Raw genomic sequence first — 15,006 nt, 5'->3', positions numbered from 1 at the left:
ACTTCAGCCCTCGAAAATACCGACCAGTCCACCTGAATGTCAGGCGAACCGACTGTTCTGTGTTCCGCAAATTGGTTATCCAGATAAACCCTTATCTGCCCCTGATAACCAATAGTCTCGCGGGTTTCGTTTGGTAAAATAGCCGCTCATCTGCTTGGAGCTTCCAACCTCTTGAAAATAGTCCTTCATGGAAAGCTACTTTCTTGAGGTACGGTTATCGTACCAGAGAAGTCGGGCACTGTCATCTGACAAAAATCATGTCGAATGGTGACTTTTGTCAATTGTGCAACCGTCAGCCACCGACCATCCCCAATCTATCATGACCACGGATATGGACACGGATATGACCATTGTTGGAGCGGGAGCCGCCGGACTGATGGCCGCTATCTGGGCCGGACGCAGCGCGCCGGGGCGGCGCGTGGTGGTGTTGGACGGGGCACGCAAGCCAGGCGCGAAGATTTTGGTGGCGGGGGGCGGGCGCTGCAATGTCACGCATGAACGGGTTTCGGAACGGGATTATGCCGGCACTTCCCTCCCCACCATCCGCAATATCCTGCGCCGCTTCGACGTAGCCGCCACCATCGCCTTCTTCCACGAAATCGGCGTCGAGCTAAAACGCGAAGAAACCGGCAAACTCTTCCCCACCAGCGACAGCGCCCGCACCGTCCTCACCGCCCTGCTGCAAGCCACCCACGACGCCGGCGCGCGCATCCAGCACCCCCGCCGCGTGCAAACCATCACGCGCCAGCCCGACGGATTCCGCCTCGGCGGGGAATGGGGCCACCTGGATACCCACGCCCTGATCCTGGCCACCGGCGGACGCAGCCTGCCCAAAAGCGGCTCCGACGGCCACGGCTACACCCTGGCCCAATCGCTGGGGCACACCCTCACGCCGCGCATCTTTCCCGCACTGGTCCCGCTCACCCTGCCGCGCGACCATTTCCTGTGCGCCCTCAGCGGCATCAGCGCCCCCGCCACCCTGGAATTGTGGTCGGGCACGAACCGGCGACTGCACGCCATCACCGGGGACGTCCTCTGCGCCCATTTTGGCCTGTCCGGGCCGGCCGTGCTGGACATGAGCCGCCATTACATTGCCGCCACGCTGGACGATCCGCAAACCAGCCTGACCATCAACTGGCTGCCGCACACCACACCGGAAGCCTTCGCGCAAACGCTGCTGGCAGCGGGATCGACGAGTGCGCTGGCCTGTTTGCGCCCCTGGTTGCCAGAGCGGCTGGCGCGCGGCCTGTGCGCGGCGGCAGCGGTGGAGCCGACCACGCCCGCCGCGCAGCTCACGCGCGCCCAACGCAAAGGGCTAACGGCGCGAGTAACACGCCTGCGCCTGCCCATCACGGGCAATCGGGGATACAATTATGCGGAAGTGACGGCAGGCGGGGTTCCCTTGACGGAGTTGGACCCACGCCGAATGGCTTCGCGTGTGTGCCCCGACCTGTATTTGTGCGGCGAGATTTGCGACGTGGATGGGCGGATTGGCGGCTTCAACTTCCAGTGGGCGTGGTCGAGTGGGTACGTTGCCGGCATTTCCGCCGCCCAATCCCGACCTGCCACAACCCGGAAATCCCATGTCTCCAATACTGACTGAAATCCTCATCCTCTTTATCCTCATTCTGGCAAACGGGCTTTTCGCCATGTCCGAGATCGCCCTGATCTCCGCGCGCAAAGTGCGCCTACAACACGCCGCCTCCCTGGGCGACAAAGGGGCGCGAACAGCGCTGGAATTAGCCGAAGAGCCGGGGCGGTTTCTTTCCACCGTGCAAATTGGCATCACCCTGGTAGGCATCTTCACAGGAGCCTACAGCGGGGCCGTGCTGGCGGCGGAACTGGCCCAGGTGCTGCGCCGCATCCCCTGGCTGCAAGCCTACGGTGACAGCCTCAGCGTGGCGCTAACCGTCATCGCCGTCACCTATTTTTCCCTTGTGCTGGGCGAACTAGCGCCAAAGCGGTTGGGGTTAAGTCACGCAGAGCGAATTGCCGGCATCATGGCCCGCCCCATGAGTCTGCTGGCCCGTTTCGCCAACCCCATCGTACAATTCGTCAACCTGTCCACGGAGTTGGTGCTGCGACTGGTGGGCATCACGGCAGATGGCGAGCAATCCGTCACTGAAGAAGACGTGAAAATCTTGATCGGGCAAGGAACGCAGGTGGGCGTTTTTGAACCGATCGAGGAGCAGATGGTCGAGAAAGTTTTCCGCCTCAGTGACCGCACCGTCAGCGCCTTGATCACGCCACGACGCGAGGTGGTCTGGCTGGACGTGGAGGCTTCGCCGGAGGCGATCCGCGAAGCAGTTCTGGAAACGGCGTATTCGCGCTATCCTGTGGCCCACGGCAGCCTGGACGACGTCGTTGGCATTGTGTTGACGAAGGATTTGCTGGCGCAGAGCTTGCGCGGCGAAGCGTTGGATGTGCCGTCGGTGCTGCAACCGGTGATGTTTGTGCCGGAGGGATTGCCGGCATTTGACATGCTAGAACGATTTCGCGCCATGCGCGCGCAGATGGCGCTGGTAATTGACGAGTACGGCGTCCTGCAAGGGATTGTCACCATCAGCGACATCGTAGAAGCCATCGTTGGTGAACTGCCCGAAGCGGATGAGGCGTATGAACCGGAAGTAATGCAGCGGGAAGATGGCTCCTGGTTGGTGGACGGCATGTTGTCCGTGGAGGAGTTTCAGGAACTCTTCGACGTTAGGGAGATGCCCTCGGACACTGAAGGCTACTACCAAACCGTCGGCGGATTCGTCATGACCATGCTCGGGCGCGTCCCCAAAGAAGGCGACACCTTTTTCTGGCAACACCTGCGCCTGGAAGTCCTGGACATGGACGAACGGCGCGTCGATAAAATTCTCGTCCAGCGGGAAGCGCCGCCTGCCGCCGCCACATCAGATTAACCGACTGACCTCATGCTCTCAATCCTCCACATTCTTGCATTTCTCACCGGCCTGGCCCTCGTCCTGCTCACGCTGCTCTCCGCCGTGCGCACCTTTGTGTTGCCGCGCAGCGCCTCCGACAAGCTCACGGGGATTCTCTTCCTCACGATGGGCTTCTTCTTCAACCAGATTGCCCGCCGGCTGCCCACTTACGCGCAACAAGATCGGCTGCTGGCCTTTTACGCGCCCATCAGCCTTCTTTCGCTGCTCCCTTTCTGGCTGCTTCTCGTCGCCATCGGCTTCATGTTTATGTTTTGGGGCGCGGGCATATCCTCTCTCGCCGAAGCGTATGTGATGAGCGGCTCCTCTCTACTCACGCTCGGCTTCTCCCGCGGCAATAGCCTGGGGCATGCCACATTGGCCTTCGTTGAGGCCACTATCGGTCTGATTCTGGTCGCTCTCCTCATTGCTTACCTGCCCACCATGTACAGCGCCTTTTCCGAACGGGAGCGTTCCGTCTTGCTGCTGGAATCATATGCCGGCACGCCCCCTTCCGCCGTTGAGTTGGTGCTACGGATGCACCGCAACCGTCTACTGCAAGAACTGGGAGATTTCTGGACCAACTGGAGCAACTGGTTCGCGGCCATCTCCGAAAGCCATACCTCCCTGGCCGCACTGGTCTTCTTTCGCTCACCGCAACCAGACCATTCGTGGGTCAATGCCGCCGGCACGGTTCTGGACGCGGGCGCGCTTTATATGAGCGTATTGGACTTGCCCTGGGACGCGCGCGTCGCCCTCTGCCTGCGTTCCGGTTACCTGGCGCTGCGCGCCATCGCCAACTTCTTTCGCCTGCGATACAACCCCGATCCCCACTTTCCGGATGATGGCATTAGCATCTCGCGGGAGGAGTTTGACCAGGTATACGAGTTATTCGTCAGCGCGGGCGTGCCCGTAAAGGGGGACCGGGAACTGGCGTGGCTGGATTTTGCCGGCTGGCGCGTGAATTATGACACAGTGCTGCTTTCGTTGGCGGCGTTAACGCACGCTCCCCCTGCTCGTTGGTCCGGGAACCGCCCTCACCTCACGCGCACCGGCCGCCAACAAAATCGCATATCTCAAAACTAAGAATGGTTCATTCTTGGTTCACTGAAAAAACCGGGTTTTTTGATTGAGAGGGTTCATGTGTAAAAACTCGGTTTTTCTAAAAAAGTGGGCAACTGCCTACAGCGGCTTGCCATACAGCCACCAATACGTCGACTGTGGATAAGCGGATTGCCACGCATCGGGCCAGACAAACGGGCCTGGCTGGAAACGAGCGCGCAATTGTTTGTCCATCAGCGCGGTTTCGTCGGCGGCGTGCCGGTCGGGGCGGTACGGCGGCGTATCCAGGCGGGCCAGCAGCGCGGCGATCATGGCGCGAGTTTCCACGGCATTGCCATAATACGCAGCGGTTTTGGCCGACTCATCGCTACGGATGTCGCGCAGATATTCCGCCCATTGGCGCAGCCGCGCCTCCAGTTCCCGACCGATGCGCTGTTCCACGCGCACGGTCCATTCATTGGTAGCCGCCTCAAACGCATCCTCGGCTGCGTGTAATTTTTGTCGGTCTTCATCACTGAGCAAATGATGTAAGGCCAGCAGGCGGTGCTGTCGCATCAGGTATCCGCCCAGCGTCAGGCGGGGCAAGTCGCTGCGCCCCATGGGCCAAAACAGAACGTCGCTGCGAATGTAGCTGCTCATGTCGGCGGCCATCTCCTGCAAAACGTCCAGGTCGGTTAACAGTTTTTCATGATCTTCAGCCATCGTTGATCCTTTGGGGACTGTGTGTAGTGTATGTAAGACAATGGGTGTAGCAGACGCGCTGCGTGCGCGCAAGGATTAACGGTATAATAAGGGGGCTGATCTTTTCTGGCAAATAGCGCGCCACGAGAGACAAAAGCCGCGTTACAAATGGCCACCATAACGATTCACCACCATCTTCCCGGAAGTTACTCCCCAGGGCCATCATCTGTGACCAGGTGGCTGTCCGCCATTAAATTAGCGAAAATGTGCGGACAGCGGCTATCCAAGATAGCGGCTATCCAAGATAGCGGCTATCCACGATAGCGGCTATCCACGATAGCGGCTATCATGGATAACTTGGCAGTAACCATCCGTAAGCGTGTGCCGTTATTTTCGGACGGTTACTGAGTTTGCGGGAAGGTTTTTTTCAGAGGAGCATCACATGGATCCGATCAGACGCGCAATGATCCTGAAGCTGGGATCAACCGCATATGAAATGGGCCTGGACTCGTTCACCGGTGAACTACACCAGGATGAGGCGGGACGCTGGCATGTGGGGGGGCGAAGCCTGGAGGCGTGGCTGGAGGCGCACACGGGGCAGGAGGTGATGCTGGTGCTGGGGAGGCTGGCGGATGATCGCCCGGTGCAGACGCGCACCTGTCGCACCTGCGGGCGGGATTACACCGGCCTGGAGTGCCCGACGTGCCGCGCTAATCGGATTCGCCTGCGCGGGCGTCCGTGATGGAAAACGCAAGACGGGCGCGGTTTTGGGAATTGCGCCGGTCCCACTTGTAAAAGGAAGTTGACGTGAAACGATTGGGAATGATTCTTTTGCTATTTTGGCTGGCGGGGCTGGCAATGCCGGCACAAGCGCAGCAAGAGGCGACGACGATTGAGCAGTTGACGGTGGATTTGTGGCCGGACTTCGACCAACCTTCGGTATTGGTGCTGCTGACGGGAAAAATGCCGGCATCCACGCCCCTCCCCGCCACCGTCACCCTGCCCATACCCGCCGGGGCCACCCTGCACGCCGTGGCCCGCGTGTCCGGCGACGGAACCATGATCGACGACGTGCAGTACACGCTGGACACCACCACGCAAATGCTGCACATTACGCTACCCGACCTCGGTTTTCGCGTGGAGTATTACCAGCCCTACGAGCGAAACGACCTGGAACGGCATTTTACGTTTGCCTGGCAGATGCCGGCATCCGTACAACAACTACTGGTGAGCGTGCAACAGCCGGCGGCGGCCACCTCGTTGACAGTATCGCCGTCGCCCGTTTCCGTCACGCCGGGGAATAATGGGTTGCAGTATCACAATATGCCGGCAGCGACACTCTCCGCCGACCAACCCTACACCCTGGACGTGAACTACACCATGTCCAGCACCGCCCTCACCACCAGCCTGATCGACACATCCAACCCCATTGACGCGCCCGCCACCCTGCTGCCCACGTCCGGCGGCAATAGCAGCAGTGGCAGCGCCAACACCACGCTGCTGATCGGGGCCGGTTTCCTCGGTATACTGGTAATTGCCGGCATTATCTGGCTAATCACCAACCGAGACGCCCTCGCCGCGCCCGCGCCATCGCGTCGCCGCCGCGCGGCTCGTCCGGCAGCGCCCAGGCAACGCGCCACGCCCCCCCCGCGGACCACGGACGCCGGCCCCGCCGCGCCTCCTCCCGCGCGCGCCACCCGTTTTTGCCATGACTGCGGGCAACCCAGCACCCCGGACGACCGCTTCTGCCGCTATTGCGGCACAGAGCTTAAGCGCTAAGTGGCTGTCCGCAATTAAATTAGCGGAAATGTGCGGACAGCTTGTCAGTAACCGTCCGCAAAAAGTGCGAAGTTATTTTTGGGCGGTTACTAAGTGGCTGTCCGCAATTGAATTAGCGGAAATGTGCGGACAGCGGCCATCATGGATAGCTTGGCAGTAACCGTTCGTAAAAAGTGTGAAGTTGTATTCGGACGGTTTCTTGGGTAATCGCATCTGGAGACTCGTTCGCAGGCCAACTACCAAAAAGCCCAACCAGGTTCCTGGTTGGGCTTTTTGGTTATCCGTGACCGCCTCATGCGGCAGCGGGATCGTACGGGCTAGTTCCCCGTATGCTGCATAAGGTACGTAAGGAGGTCCGCCATATCTTGCGGCACTTCGCTCATGCGGTCGGCGAAGTTGTTGGGCATGGCGTTGGGGCAGTCGCCAGCCGGGCAGCCGGAGGCAATGAACGCGCCCGGGTTAAGGATGGACTCGTAGAGGTAGTCTTCCGCCGTGAAGTCAGGCTTGCGCGTGCCGGCATCCACGCCAATGCTACCCAGGTACGGCCCGACACTGTTGGAACCCGGTTGCCCCATCTGCCCGTGGCAGGCGGTGCAGCCGTAGGTCACTTCAAACAGCTCCTGGCCGCGTTCAGCATCGCCCGGATACGTCAACGGCAGGTTGATTACCAGGTCTTCTGGCACCGGGGTTTCCAGGTCTGCCGGCATTTCCGTCAACGCCAGCAATGCCTCCCAATTCTCCGGCCAGGGGAACACGAACGGCGGCACCGAGCACAACTCTTCCGATTCCCAATTAAGGACAAAATGGGCCACATCCTCTACCTCATTCGGTTGCAGTGGCCCACCAAAATCCTGGCTCCAGGTAGGCATACCCGCCCAGGGACGCCCCGCGGCAATCGTGCCTTGAATAAACGCCGTTTTTGAGCCTTGCCATTGCAAATCACTCATACGTTTGGATGGATCACCGCAAACCAGATTACGATTGTTCAATGGGCGACCCTGGCAACCAACTTGCTCACCGGTAGCCGCATCGTAACAAACTTCGGCCTTTCCATCGACGCCGTGACAGGTGGCGCAGTTGCCATCAAAGATGCGCGCTCCCGCTTCAATAGATCGTCCCAGCCCTGCATTTGTATAAGCCTGCATTCGCGCCGGTTCACGCAGAGCGGCAAAGCCGAGGAAGATCATGGTAAGCATAAAGGCGATGGTGCCAATAATGACTTTCACTTGCAACATCAGCAAATTTTCCTTTTGATATGCTGGTCAATGACCACGAGCGAAACGGTGGAAGTGCGTGCGCTAAGTGACCGTCTAAAACAACTTGCCATTTTGCAGGCTCAAAGGTCACTTCAAGCGCATCCAACAATTCCGCAATTCATCTTTGGATGCGCCCTAACAATCCTTATTCGCAAAGCGGCATTCTTCCTCATAGTTAGAATCCGCCTGGCGATATCCCGTATAATCGCTGCCGGAACCAATCAGCAGCACACCAGGATTTTCCGGATCGGTAACTTCGTAATGCAAGGTGACACGAATCAAGGATTCCTGAACCTGCTCAATCCGCATTTCCGCGTAAGGATCAGGCATGGCATTCTTGGCCAGCGACGTCGAATAGCGCACGCCCACCAATTCGCCCGTGTCAGGATTGACATTCCTCTCCACCCGGCATTCCCGTTCCCAGCGTCCGCTGTCGTTGATGTAGCAGCTATGCCACTGCATAGATGCCTCGAACTCTTCTAGCGCCGCCGTCAGGTACGGGTTGCCCTCAATCGTCTGTCCAGGCAAATACGTTCCCGGCGTCAGGTACTCATAGGGAACCGCCAACAACGTGCTGGCCCCTTCCACAGGCAAAACCTCCGAACTGACTTCCTGTTCGGGCGAGCTTTCCACGCGGTATTCGGGCGTGCCCATCCAGTTAGAAACGAGCATGATAGCGATGAACAGGCTGGCGACCGTCAACCCTACACGGCGGTCAGCATAGCGACGACTCTTCCCCACCTCAAAGTAAGGCATGACGATAAAGGCTACCAGCAACAGCGGAATAAAGCCGACGACGATAGTCTTATCGGCCAGCTTCAACCAACCCTGCGACCACGACAGATACCACGGCGCGACCACGTGCAGTGGCGTGACCAGGGGATTGGCGTGGTGCTCCAGCGGGGCATCCCAGAACCAAAGGGATCCCGCGGTGAGCAGCAAAACAACCAGTGCGCTCCACATCAACTCACTGGTGAGAATATCCGGCATAAAGTAGGTGCGTTCGTCTTTCGGCACCCGCTTGGCCGTGTCTTCCCCAATCTCCTCGCGGCCAGGGGGCAGCGACAGACCGTGCAGCACAACTTTGTAGTAGTGGACAAAGAAGAAAATGGCCGTGAGCAAGGGCAGCACCAGCACATGGAGCAAATACCAACGCAGCAAACCACCCGCGCCGAGGGAGGGCGCCCCCTGTAAAATGAGCATGATGTTTTCGTTGACAACGGCGGGGGCGGGAGCCGCCGCGCCGCCGCTGATAAACACCGTCAAAGCCCAGTAGGCCAACTGGTCCCAAGGGAGCAAATAGCCGCTAAAACTCAAGAAAAGGGTGAAAAGGAGAAGGATTATGCCCGTAGCCCAGGTAAACTGGCGCGGCTTTTTGTAACTGCCGGTGATAAACGTGCGCAGCATGTGCAGCGCCACAACAAGAACCATCACTTCCGCGCCGAGGCGGTGCATGTTGCGTACCAACTGCCCCAATGGAACATTGCCAAGAATATTCCACATGTCCCCATAGGCAATTCTAGGGGCGGGCGTGTAGAAGATCATCAAGAAGATACCCGTGAGCGTTTCCCACACAAACATAAAGGTGGACAACCAACCAAGACGGAAGGTGGGATAGATGTGGGTAACTTCTGTGTGATAGAAGCTGGGACGAATGTGGAACCAGAAGCCATCGGCATGAGGGCGCAAACGCGGATTGGGGCGACGCGGTTCGTCGCCACGAAGCATACCGCGAATGTCGTTGATGTTCATGCCCGCCGTCATGCGTTCCACGGCTTCGTCGGCCTTGGCGACAATGGTTTGCTTCAGTCCCATTTCGCGCATTTGGTCAAATATGGTTGCCATGTTTTCTACCTTCTCCTTAAAACAACCTCGTGGCCTGATGGGCTACCTGTGTGCATGGCGGCAAGCCGAATCAGGGGAGCAGCCAGACTGACGGCGGGAGATCCGTCAGCAAGGGTGAGTGCAAATTATGGGCAATTGCCGCGGAAACTGCACAGTAGCGGTTGAGAGGGACCTTGTTTACGCGCGCCTGTATCCACGCTGAGGGAAGCGGTGTTTGCCGGCAAAACCAGCGGGGTATAGAAGTTGTCTCCGCCAACATCCGCCGTTGCCAGGATATTGCCCGACTCATCAAGCGCGCTCAACTCAAACCGATCCAGCGAGCGAGGCGCGGGTGATTCAACGCGACGCCCATCCAGGCGATATTTGGAACCGTGGCAAGGACACTCAAAGCGGTCATTCGCCGTATTCCAGGCATAAATACAGCCCAAATGCGTACAAACCTTGTAAATGGCGGCTACACCGACGATAGGCTCGGTTTCATCCGGAGCCAGATACATTCGGCTGCTTCCTTCCGGATTGTTGGTATCCAGGTTGACAAGCCAAAAACGTCCGTCAGGAAAGTTGGCTGGCGGATCATTGGGTTTGGGCAAACTGTCAACCTTCACGGTGAATTTGCCGCCAAACTCGCCTTCGCGGAAGCGGGGAATGAGAAACCAGACCAGGAGACCCCCAAATTCCACGGTAAAAAGAGCCATGGAAGCGCCCCAGATGTAGAAAAGAAACTCACGCCTCGTCATGCCGCCAGCGTTCATCGTTGCTGTTGCCATAAAATCATTCTCCTGAATGGAAAATTGCGACTGTTCACCTAGACCTATCAGGTTTCTTCGAGAAACGATCTCTCATGAACAGGTGAAACCTGGCAGGTCTTGCGCAAAAACCGAACAGTCACGGAAAAATATTGTTGAAGTTTAATTTGCTGGGCCAACATTGCACGTTATGTTGGCATCTGGCCGCGTCTGTACTTTTTATCACAATCGCATTATAACAGAGTGAAAAAAGTCGGGCAAAAGCTGCGTCGATTTACAAACACGACCAGTTAGGGTCAGATCAAAGGCAAGAAATGGGGTGACTATACAGGTCATCTGCCCAGATTGGACCAATTTGCTCTGGTTGAATCTTATTGATGTCTACAAAATTGGTCCAATCTCTCGGAGACGTGAATAGTTACGAAATGGGTGTGTATGTGCGTCCTGCCCACGAATCAGACCAAGATTTGCGCAACAGGCACAAAAATTGACCAGCACACCAAGAAAATGTGCCGCGGGGGAGCCATCGTGAGCATCTATTTTCAGGAACCGACTTCATCGTGGCAACGGCGGCAATCTTGCGCCGTTGCCAGAAATGGATTGGAGATAGCCTGGCACGTACAGGTCAATTCTGTGGGCGCTGAGGGACTCGAACCCCCGACCCCTTCGGTGTAAACGAAGTGCTCTGACCAACTGAGCTAAGCGCCCGAGAGAACCGTGTCATTATATCTGCCACGCGGAAAAGTGCCAACGTGATATGATGGTCCTATTAGGCCTCTCCCCCTCGTAACTAACCACGTCGGTTCCGTGTTTTAGGGGTAGGCAGGTCACTTTTGCCATATCAACTGAGTTCTCTGGGCACGGCTGCCGGGGATCCCGGCTTCTGCCCGTCCATTTTTCCGTTGCCGGCACAGTCGGCGTCACTCACTTCGAGCATGCACTATGTCTGTATCCGTCATTTTGACTGTCAAAAACGAAGCCGCCACCCTTCCGCACCTGTTGGATTCCCTCATGCACCAGAGCCTGTGGCCGGATGAGATTGTGGTTTGTGATGGGGGATCCAGCGACGAGACGCTGGATATTCTCACCCTGTATCAGCAATGGCTGCCCATTAAGATTATTTCGGCTCCGGGAGCCAACATCAGCGAAGGGCGTAATCGGGCGATTGCGGCGGCGACTGGAGAGGTGATTGCCGGCACGGATGGCGGCGTCGTTCTTTCTCCAGATTGGCTGCGCGAATTGGTGCGCCCCATAGAGGAACGGAACGTTTCCGTCGTCAGCGGCTGGTTTGAAGCCGATCCCTACACGGATTTTGAAGTCGTCTTGGGCGCGACTGTGCTACCCGACCGCGACGACATCAACCCCACCGATTTTCTCCCGTCCAGCCGCTCCATTGCCTTCCAGAAAGCCGCCTGGGCCGCCGCGGGCGGCTACCCGGAATGGCTCGACTATTGCGAAGACCTGATTTTTGACCTGAATCTGCGCCAACTCTTTGGCAGTTTTGCCTTTGCCCCCAACGCTGTCGCCTATTACCGTCCTCGCCGCAGCCTGCGTGCATTTGCCCGGCAGTATTACCTGTACGCACGCGGCGATGGCAAGGCCAACCTGTGGGCCAAACGCCACCTGGTCCGCTACATGACTTATCTGCTGGCGCTGCCCTTCATTGGGCGGCTGCTCTGGCAGGGGCGGAAATGGGGTTGGCTGCTGCTCTGCGGCGGGGGAGCCGCCTACTGCCGCCGTCCCGCGGAGCGGCTGTGGCCGCTCACGGAAGGGTGGTCACCCGCGGCGCGCACACGCGCGTTCGCCCTCATCCCCATCGTGCGATTGGTAGGGGATGTCGCCAAAATGTTGGGCTATCCGGTGGGGCTGATCTGGCGTTGGCGGCAGCGCCAGGCTGCCCGCCACGACGCCAACCAGGATTCGTAGCCACGCGGGGCTGCTAGCGCAGCACAACGTACACCAGGGGACGGCGACCCGTCTCCGCGTACAGGTAGCGACCCAGTGCGTCTTCAATACGGGATGAGAGCCTGTCCTGACTGCTGCCGAACTGGCTGATAACGCGGGCTACCGTATCGACGGCCCCTTGCAGCAACTCCGGCGTTTCGTCCAGATTGGCGAATCCGCGTGAAATGAACTCCGGCTGGCCGATGAGCTTGTTTTCACGCCCCAGCGTGGCAACGGCCAGGAAGAAACCATTTTGCGCCAGTTGTTCCCGATCGCGCATCACGGAGCTTCCAATTTCGCCCACGCTGGCCCCGTCAACGAACACATAGCCGCCAGGGATGCGCGGTCCAACGGCGAGGGAGCGGTCGTCCAGTTCCAATACGGTTCCATTTTCTACCACGGCGATGTTTTCCGCGGGAATGCCCAGTTCCTGCGCCATTCTGGCGTGCTGGCGCAGGTGGCGCAGCTCGCCATGAATGGGCACGAAGAAGCGAGGGCGCACCAGGTTAATCATCAGCTTCATTTCTTCGCTGGCGGCATGCCCGGAGACATGCACCAGGGCGATGGCATCGTAGAGAACGTCCGCGCCGCGCTGCATCAGGCGATTGATGATCCGGTGGATCATCTCTTCGTTGCCCGGAATGGGATGGGCGGAAAGGACGACGGTATCCCCCTGCTGGACACGCAAAGTGCGATGGTCGCCCATGGCCAGCCGCCCCAGCACGGCGGTGGGTTCGCCCTGGGAGCCGGTAGCCATGATGGCGACCTGGTGCGCCGGGAGGCGGGCGGCGTCATTGATGTCGATAAGCAGGTCTTCGGGGATTTCCAGGTAGCCGAGACGGCGGGCCATTTTCGTGTTTTCGCGCATGGAGCGCCCCGTGATCGCCAGTTTGCGGCCATATTTTTGGGCCATGTCGGCGACGAGTTGGATACGTGAGATGAGGGAGGCAAAGGTGGCGATGATGATGCGCCCGCGAGCTTGTTGGAAGAGGCGGTCGAATGCCTCGGTGATCACGGTCTCGGAGGGAGTCCAGCCGGGACGTTCGGCGTTGGTGCTGTCGGCGAGGAGGCAGAGGACGCCGCGCATGGAGAACTCGGCCAGTTTGGCGAAGTCGGGCGGCCAGCCGTCGGAGGGGGTGTGGTCGAATTTGTAGTCGCCGGTGTGCACGACGATGCCCACGGGGGTGGTGATGCCAAAGCCCACGCAGTCGGGGATGCTGTGGGCAACATGGAAGGGTTCGATGAGGAAGGCGCCGATGGCGAAGGCGTCACCGGCTTGCATGGTGCGCAGGGTGACGTGGTGCAGCAGGTTGGCGCGGCGGAGTTTGACTTCGATGAGGCCGACGGTGAGGGGGGTGGCGTAGATGGGGGCGTCGATGTCGGCCATGAGGTGGCCAATGGCTCCGATGTGGTCTTCGTGCCCGTGGGTGATGAGGATGGCTTTGATTTTGTCGGCTTTGTCGAGGAGGTAGTTGTAGTCGGGGATGATGGCGTCAATGCCGAGCATGTCGTTTTCGGGAAACATGATGCCGGCATCTACCACCAAAATCTCGTCCTCATACTCCAAGACTGTCATGTTTTTGCCGATTTCGCCGCATCCTCCTAATGGGATTATGCGTAATTTTGAACTCATAAGGTGTACTCCTACATGGTTATAGGGGGCTGCCAACTATCAACAGTCAACTACAAACTGTCAACTGTCAAATGCCGGCACAAACCACAACAGACACAACCCAAATTCCCAAAAGCATGCGCTTTTCGGCTGGGTGTGCCACAAATTCAGGCGCAAAGCCTGATGTCAATTTTGCAGAAGAAGCCAGACAAGAAAGATGAGGACACTTTGCGCGAGGCACAGAAACGCGGTATACAACCAGAGAAAAGTCCGATTCGCGCCAGACTGCCCTTCATCCGCCGCCGGGTGCGTCTCGTCGGCGGGCGGCGCAACCAAAGGTTGCCGACGCATGGACTCCGGGCGAAACCGAATCACGGCGACGCTGATGTTATCTTCGCCGCCACGGTCATACGCCATGCGCAGCAGTTGCCGCGCGGCAGCGGCGGCATCTTGCGTCAGCGCCAACGTCGCCGCCATTTCCTCGTCCGCCACATGACGAATCAACCCATCGGAACAGAGCAGTAAAATATCTCCGTCTGCCAGAGGCACGGGAAACAGATCAATTCGCGGTTGGCGCTCGGAACCAAGGCTAAACAGAATAATGTTCTTGTGACGGTGGTTTTGCGCCTGTTCCGCCGTAATGGCCCCTTCTTCCACCAGACGAGCCACCAGGCTCTGATCTTTGGTAATCTGGCGGATCTCTCCCTGCCGCCAGAGGTAACCACGGCTGTCGCCCACGTTAGCGATGACGGCGTCGTGCTCGTGAATGAGCACGGCAACCATTGTTGTCGCCATGCCGCGGGCATTGCTGTTTTGGCTGGCCGCCATCGCCCGCAAATCCGTATTGGCGGCCTGCATCGCCTGGTAAAGTCGCTGTCCCCAGTCATTCTCATCTGCATGAGCCAGGAAATGGTGCAGGGTACGCTGCGAAGCATATTCGCTGGCGACTTCGCCCGCATCCGCGCCGCCGACGCCGTCGGCAACGATGTAGAGCCAACCGTTTGCTATTTCTTCCGTCGGGGTCGCGGGTTCTTGCGCGATGAAATAATCTTCGTTCAAGTCGCGCACCTGCCCTTTATCCGTCACCAGGAAGGCGTCAATCTGGCCCAGGTTGGTCATAATGGGGAGTGTAGTGTGTCCAGAGGTAAACGTCAAGA

The 15,006-nt window shown here is 58.5% G+C and carries 12 protein-coding genes and 1 tRNA gene; 6 read left to right on the top strand and 7 right to left on the bottom strand.

The features are described 5' to 3' along the window. Positions 1 to 331 precede the first annotated feature (331 nt). Genes H6650_03450 through H6650_03440 form a run of 3 tightly spaced genes read left to right on the top strand, consistent with a single transcriptional unit; the run spans position 332 to position 4,010 of the window. Entirely contained in the window at positions 332 to 1,603 is a 1,272-nt protein-coding gene (locus H6650_03450) for an NAD(P)/FAD-dependent oxidoreductase (protein ID MCB8951048.1), read from the top strand. Beyond that, the gene (locus H6650_03445; protein ID MCB8951047.1) at positions 1,584 to 2,906 is read left to right on the top strand and encodes an HlyC/CorC family transporter; all 1,323 of its coding nucleotides are present in this window, start codon (positions 1,584 to 1,586) and stop codon (positions 2,904 to 2,906) included. The genes H6650_03450 and H6650_03445 overlap by 20 nt, the downstream gene beginning before the upstream one ends. A 12-nt stretch (positions 2,907 to 2,918) precedes the next feature. Then, positions 2,919 to 4,010, top strand: coding sequence for a hypothetical protein (locus H6650_03440; GenBank protein MCB8951046.1), 1,092 nt, complete (start codon positions 2,919 to 2,921; stop codon positions 4,008 to 4,010). A 96-nt stretch (positions 4,011 to 4,106) separates the two neighbouring features. Here H6650_03440 and H6650_03435 read toward each other — a convergent pair whose 3' ends face one another. Continuing rightward, on the bottom strand, positions 4,107 to 4,688 hold the full coding sequence (locus tag H6650_03435; protein ID MCB8951045.1) for a hypothetical protein: 582 nt from the start codon (positions 4,686 to 4,688) through the stop codon (positions 4,107 to 4,109). 421 nt (positions 4,689 to 5,109) lie between these two features. Here H6650_03435 and H6650_03430 point away from each other — a divergent pair, with 421 nt between their 5' ends. After that, positions 5,110 to 5,409: a hypothetical protein gene (locus tag H6650_03430; protein MCB8951044.1), complete on the top strand. Its 300-nt coding sequence runs from the start codon at positions 5,110 to 5,112 to the stop codon at positions 5,407 to 5,409. 65 nt (positions 5,410 to 5,474) lie between these two features. After that, on the top strand, positions 5,475 to 6,446 hold the full coding sequence (locus H6650_03425) for a zinc ribbon domain-containing protein (protein ID MCB8951043.1): 972 nt from the start codon (positions 5,475 to 5,477) through the stop codon (positions 6,444 to 6,446). Positions 6,447 to 6,763: 317 nt separating this feature from the next. Here the strand turns inward: H6650_03425 and H6650_03420 are convergent, their stop codons facing one another. The 4 genes from H6650_03420 to H6650_03405 all read right to left on the bottom strand — a co-directional run bounded on the left by H6650_03420 (position 6,764) and on the right by H6650_03405 (position 11,001). Further along, positions 6,764 to 7,681: a c-type cytochrome gene (locus H6650_03420; GenBank protein MCB8951042.1), complete on the bottom strand. Its 918-nt coding sequence runs from the start codon at positions 7,679 to 7,681 to the stop codon at positions 6,764 to 6,766. Positions 7,682 to 7,837: 156 nt separating this feature from the next. Continuing rightward, a complete protein-coding gene (locus tag H6650_03415) occupies positions 7,838 to 9,547 on the bottom strand; it encodes a cytochrome bc complex cytochrome b subunit (protein MCB8951041.1) in 1,710 nt (569 codons plus the stop codon). 125 nt (positions 9,548 to 9,672) lie between these two features. Beyond that, positions 9,673 to 10,314: a Rieske 2Fe-2S domain-containing protein gene (locus tag H6650_03410; GenBank protein MCB8951040.1), complete on the bottom strand. Its 642-nt coding sequence runs from the start codon at positions 10,312 to 10,314 to the stop codon at positions 9,673 to 9,675. Between the two features lie 613 nt (positions 10,315 to 10,927). Further along, positions 10,928 to 11,001 (bottom strand) — tRNA-Val (locus H6650_03405). A gap of 234 nt (positions 11,002 to 11,235) precedes the next feature. Between H6650_03405 and H6650_03400 the strand changes: the two genes are divergently transcribed. Next, the gene (locus tag H6650_03400) at positions 11,236 to 12,219 is read left to right on the top strand and encodes a glycosyltransferase (protein ID MCB8951039.1); all 984 of its coding nucleotides are present in this window, start codon (positions 11,236 to 11,238) and stop codon (positions 12,217 to 12,219) included. A 13-nt stretch (positions 12,220 to 12,232) separates the two neighbouring features. Here the strand turns inward: H6650_03400 and H6650_03395 are convergent, their stop codons facing one another. After that, complete coding sequence (locus H6650_03395; protein MCB8951038.1) at positions 12,233 to 13,870, bottom strand: ribonuclease J; 1,638 nt, start codon at positions 13,868 to 13,870, stop codon at positions 12,233 to 12,235. 165 nt (positions 13,871 to 14,035) lie between these two features. After that, the gene (locus tag H6650_03390) at positions 14,036 to 14,968 is read right to left on the bottom strand and encodes a Stp1/IreP family PP2C-type Ser/Thr phosphatase (protein ID MCB8951037.1); all 933 of its coding nucleotides are present in this window, start codon (positions 14,966 to 14,968) and stop codon (positions 14,036 to 14,038) included. Between the last annotated feature and the right edge of the window lie 38 nt (positions 14,969 to 15,006).

The organism is Ardenticatenales bacterium (assembly GCA_020634515.1).
Classification (GTDB): Bacteria; Chloroflexota; Anaerolineae; order Promineifilales; family Promineifilaceae; genus JAGVTM01.
This window is presented reverse-complemented; position numbering and strand designations above follow the sequence as displayed.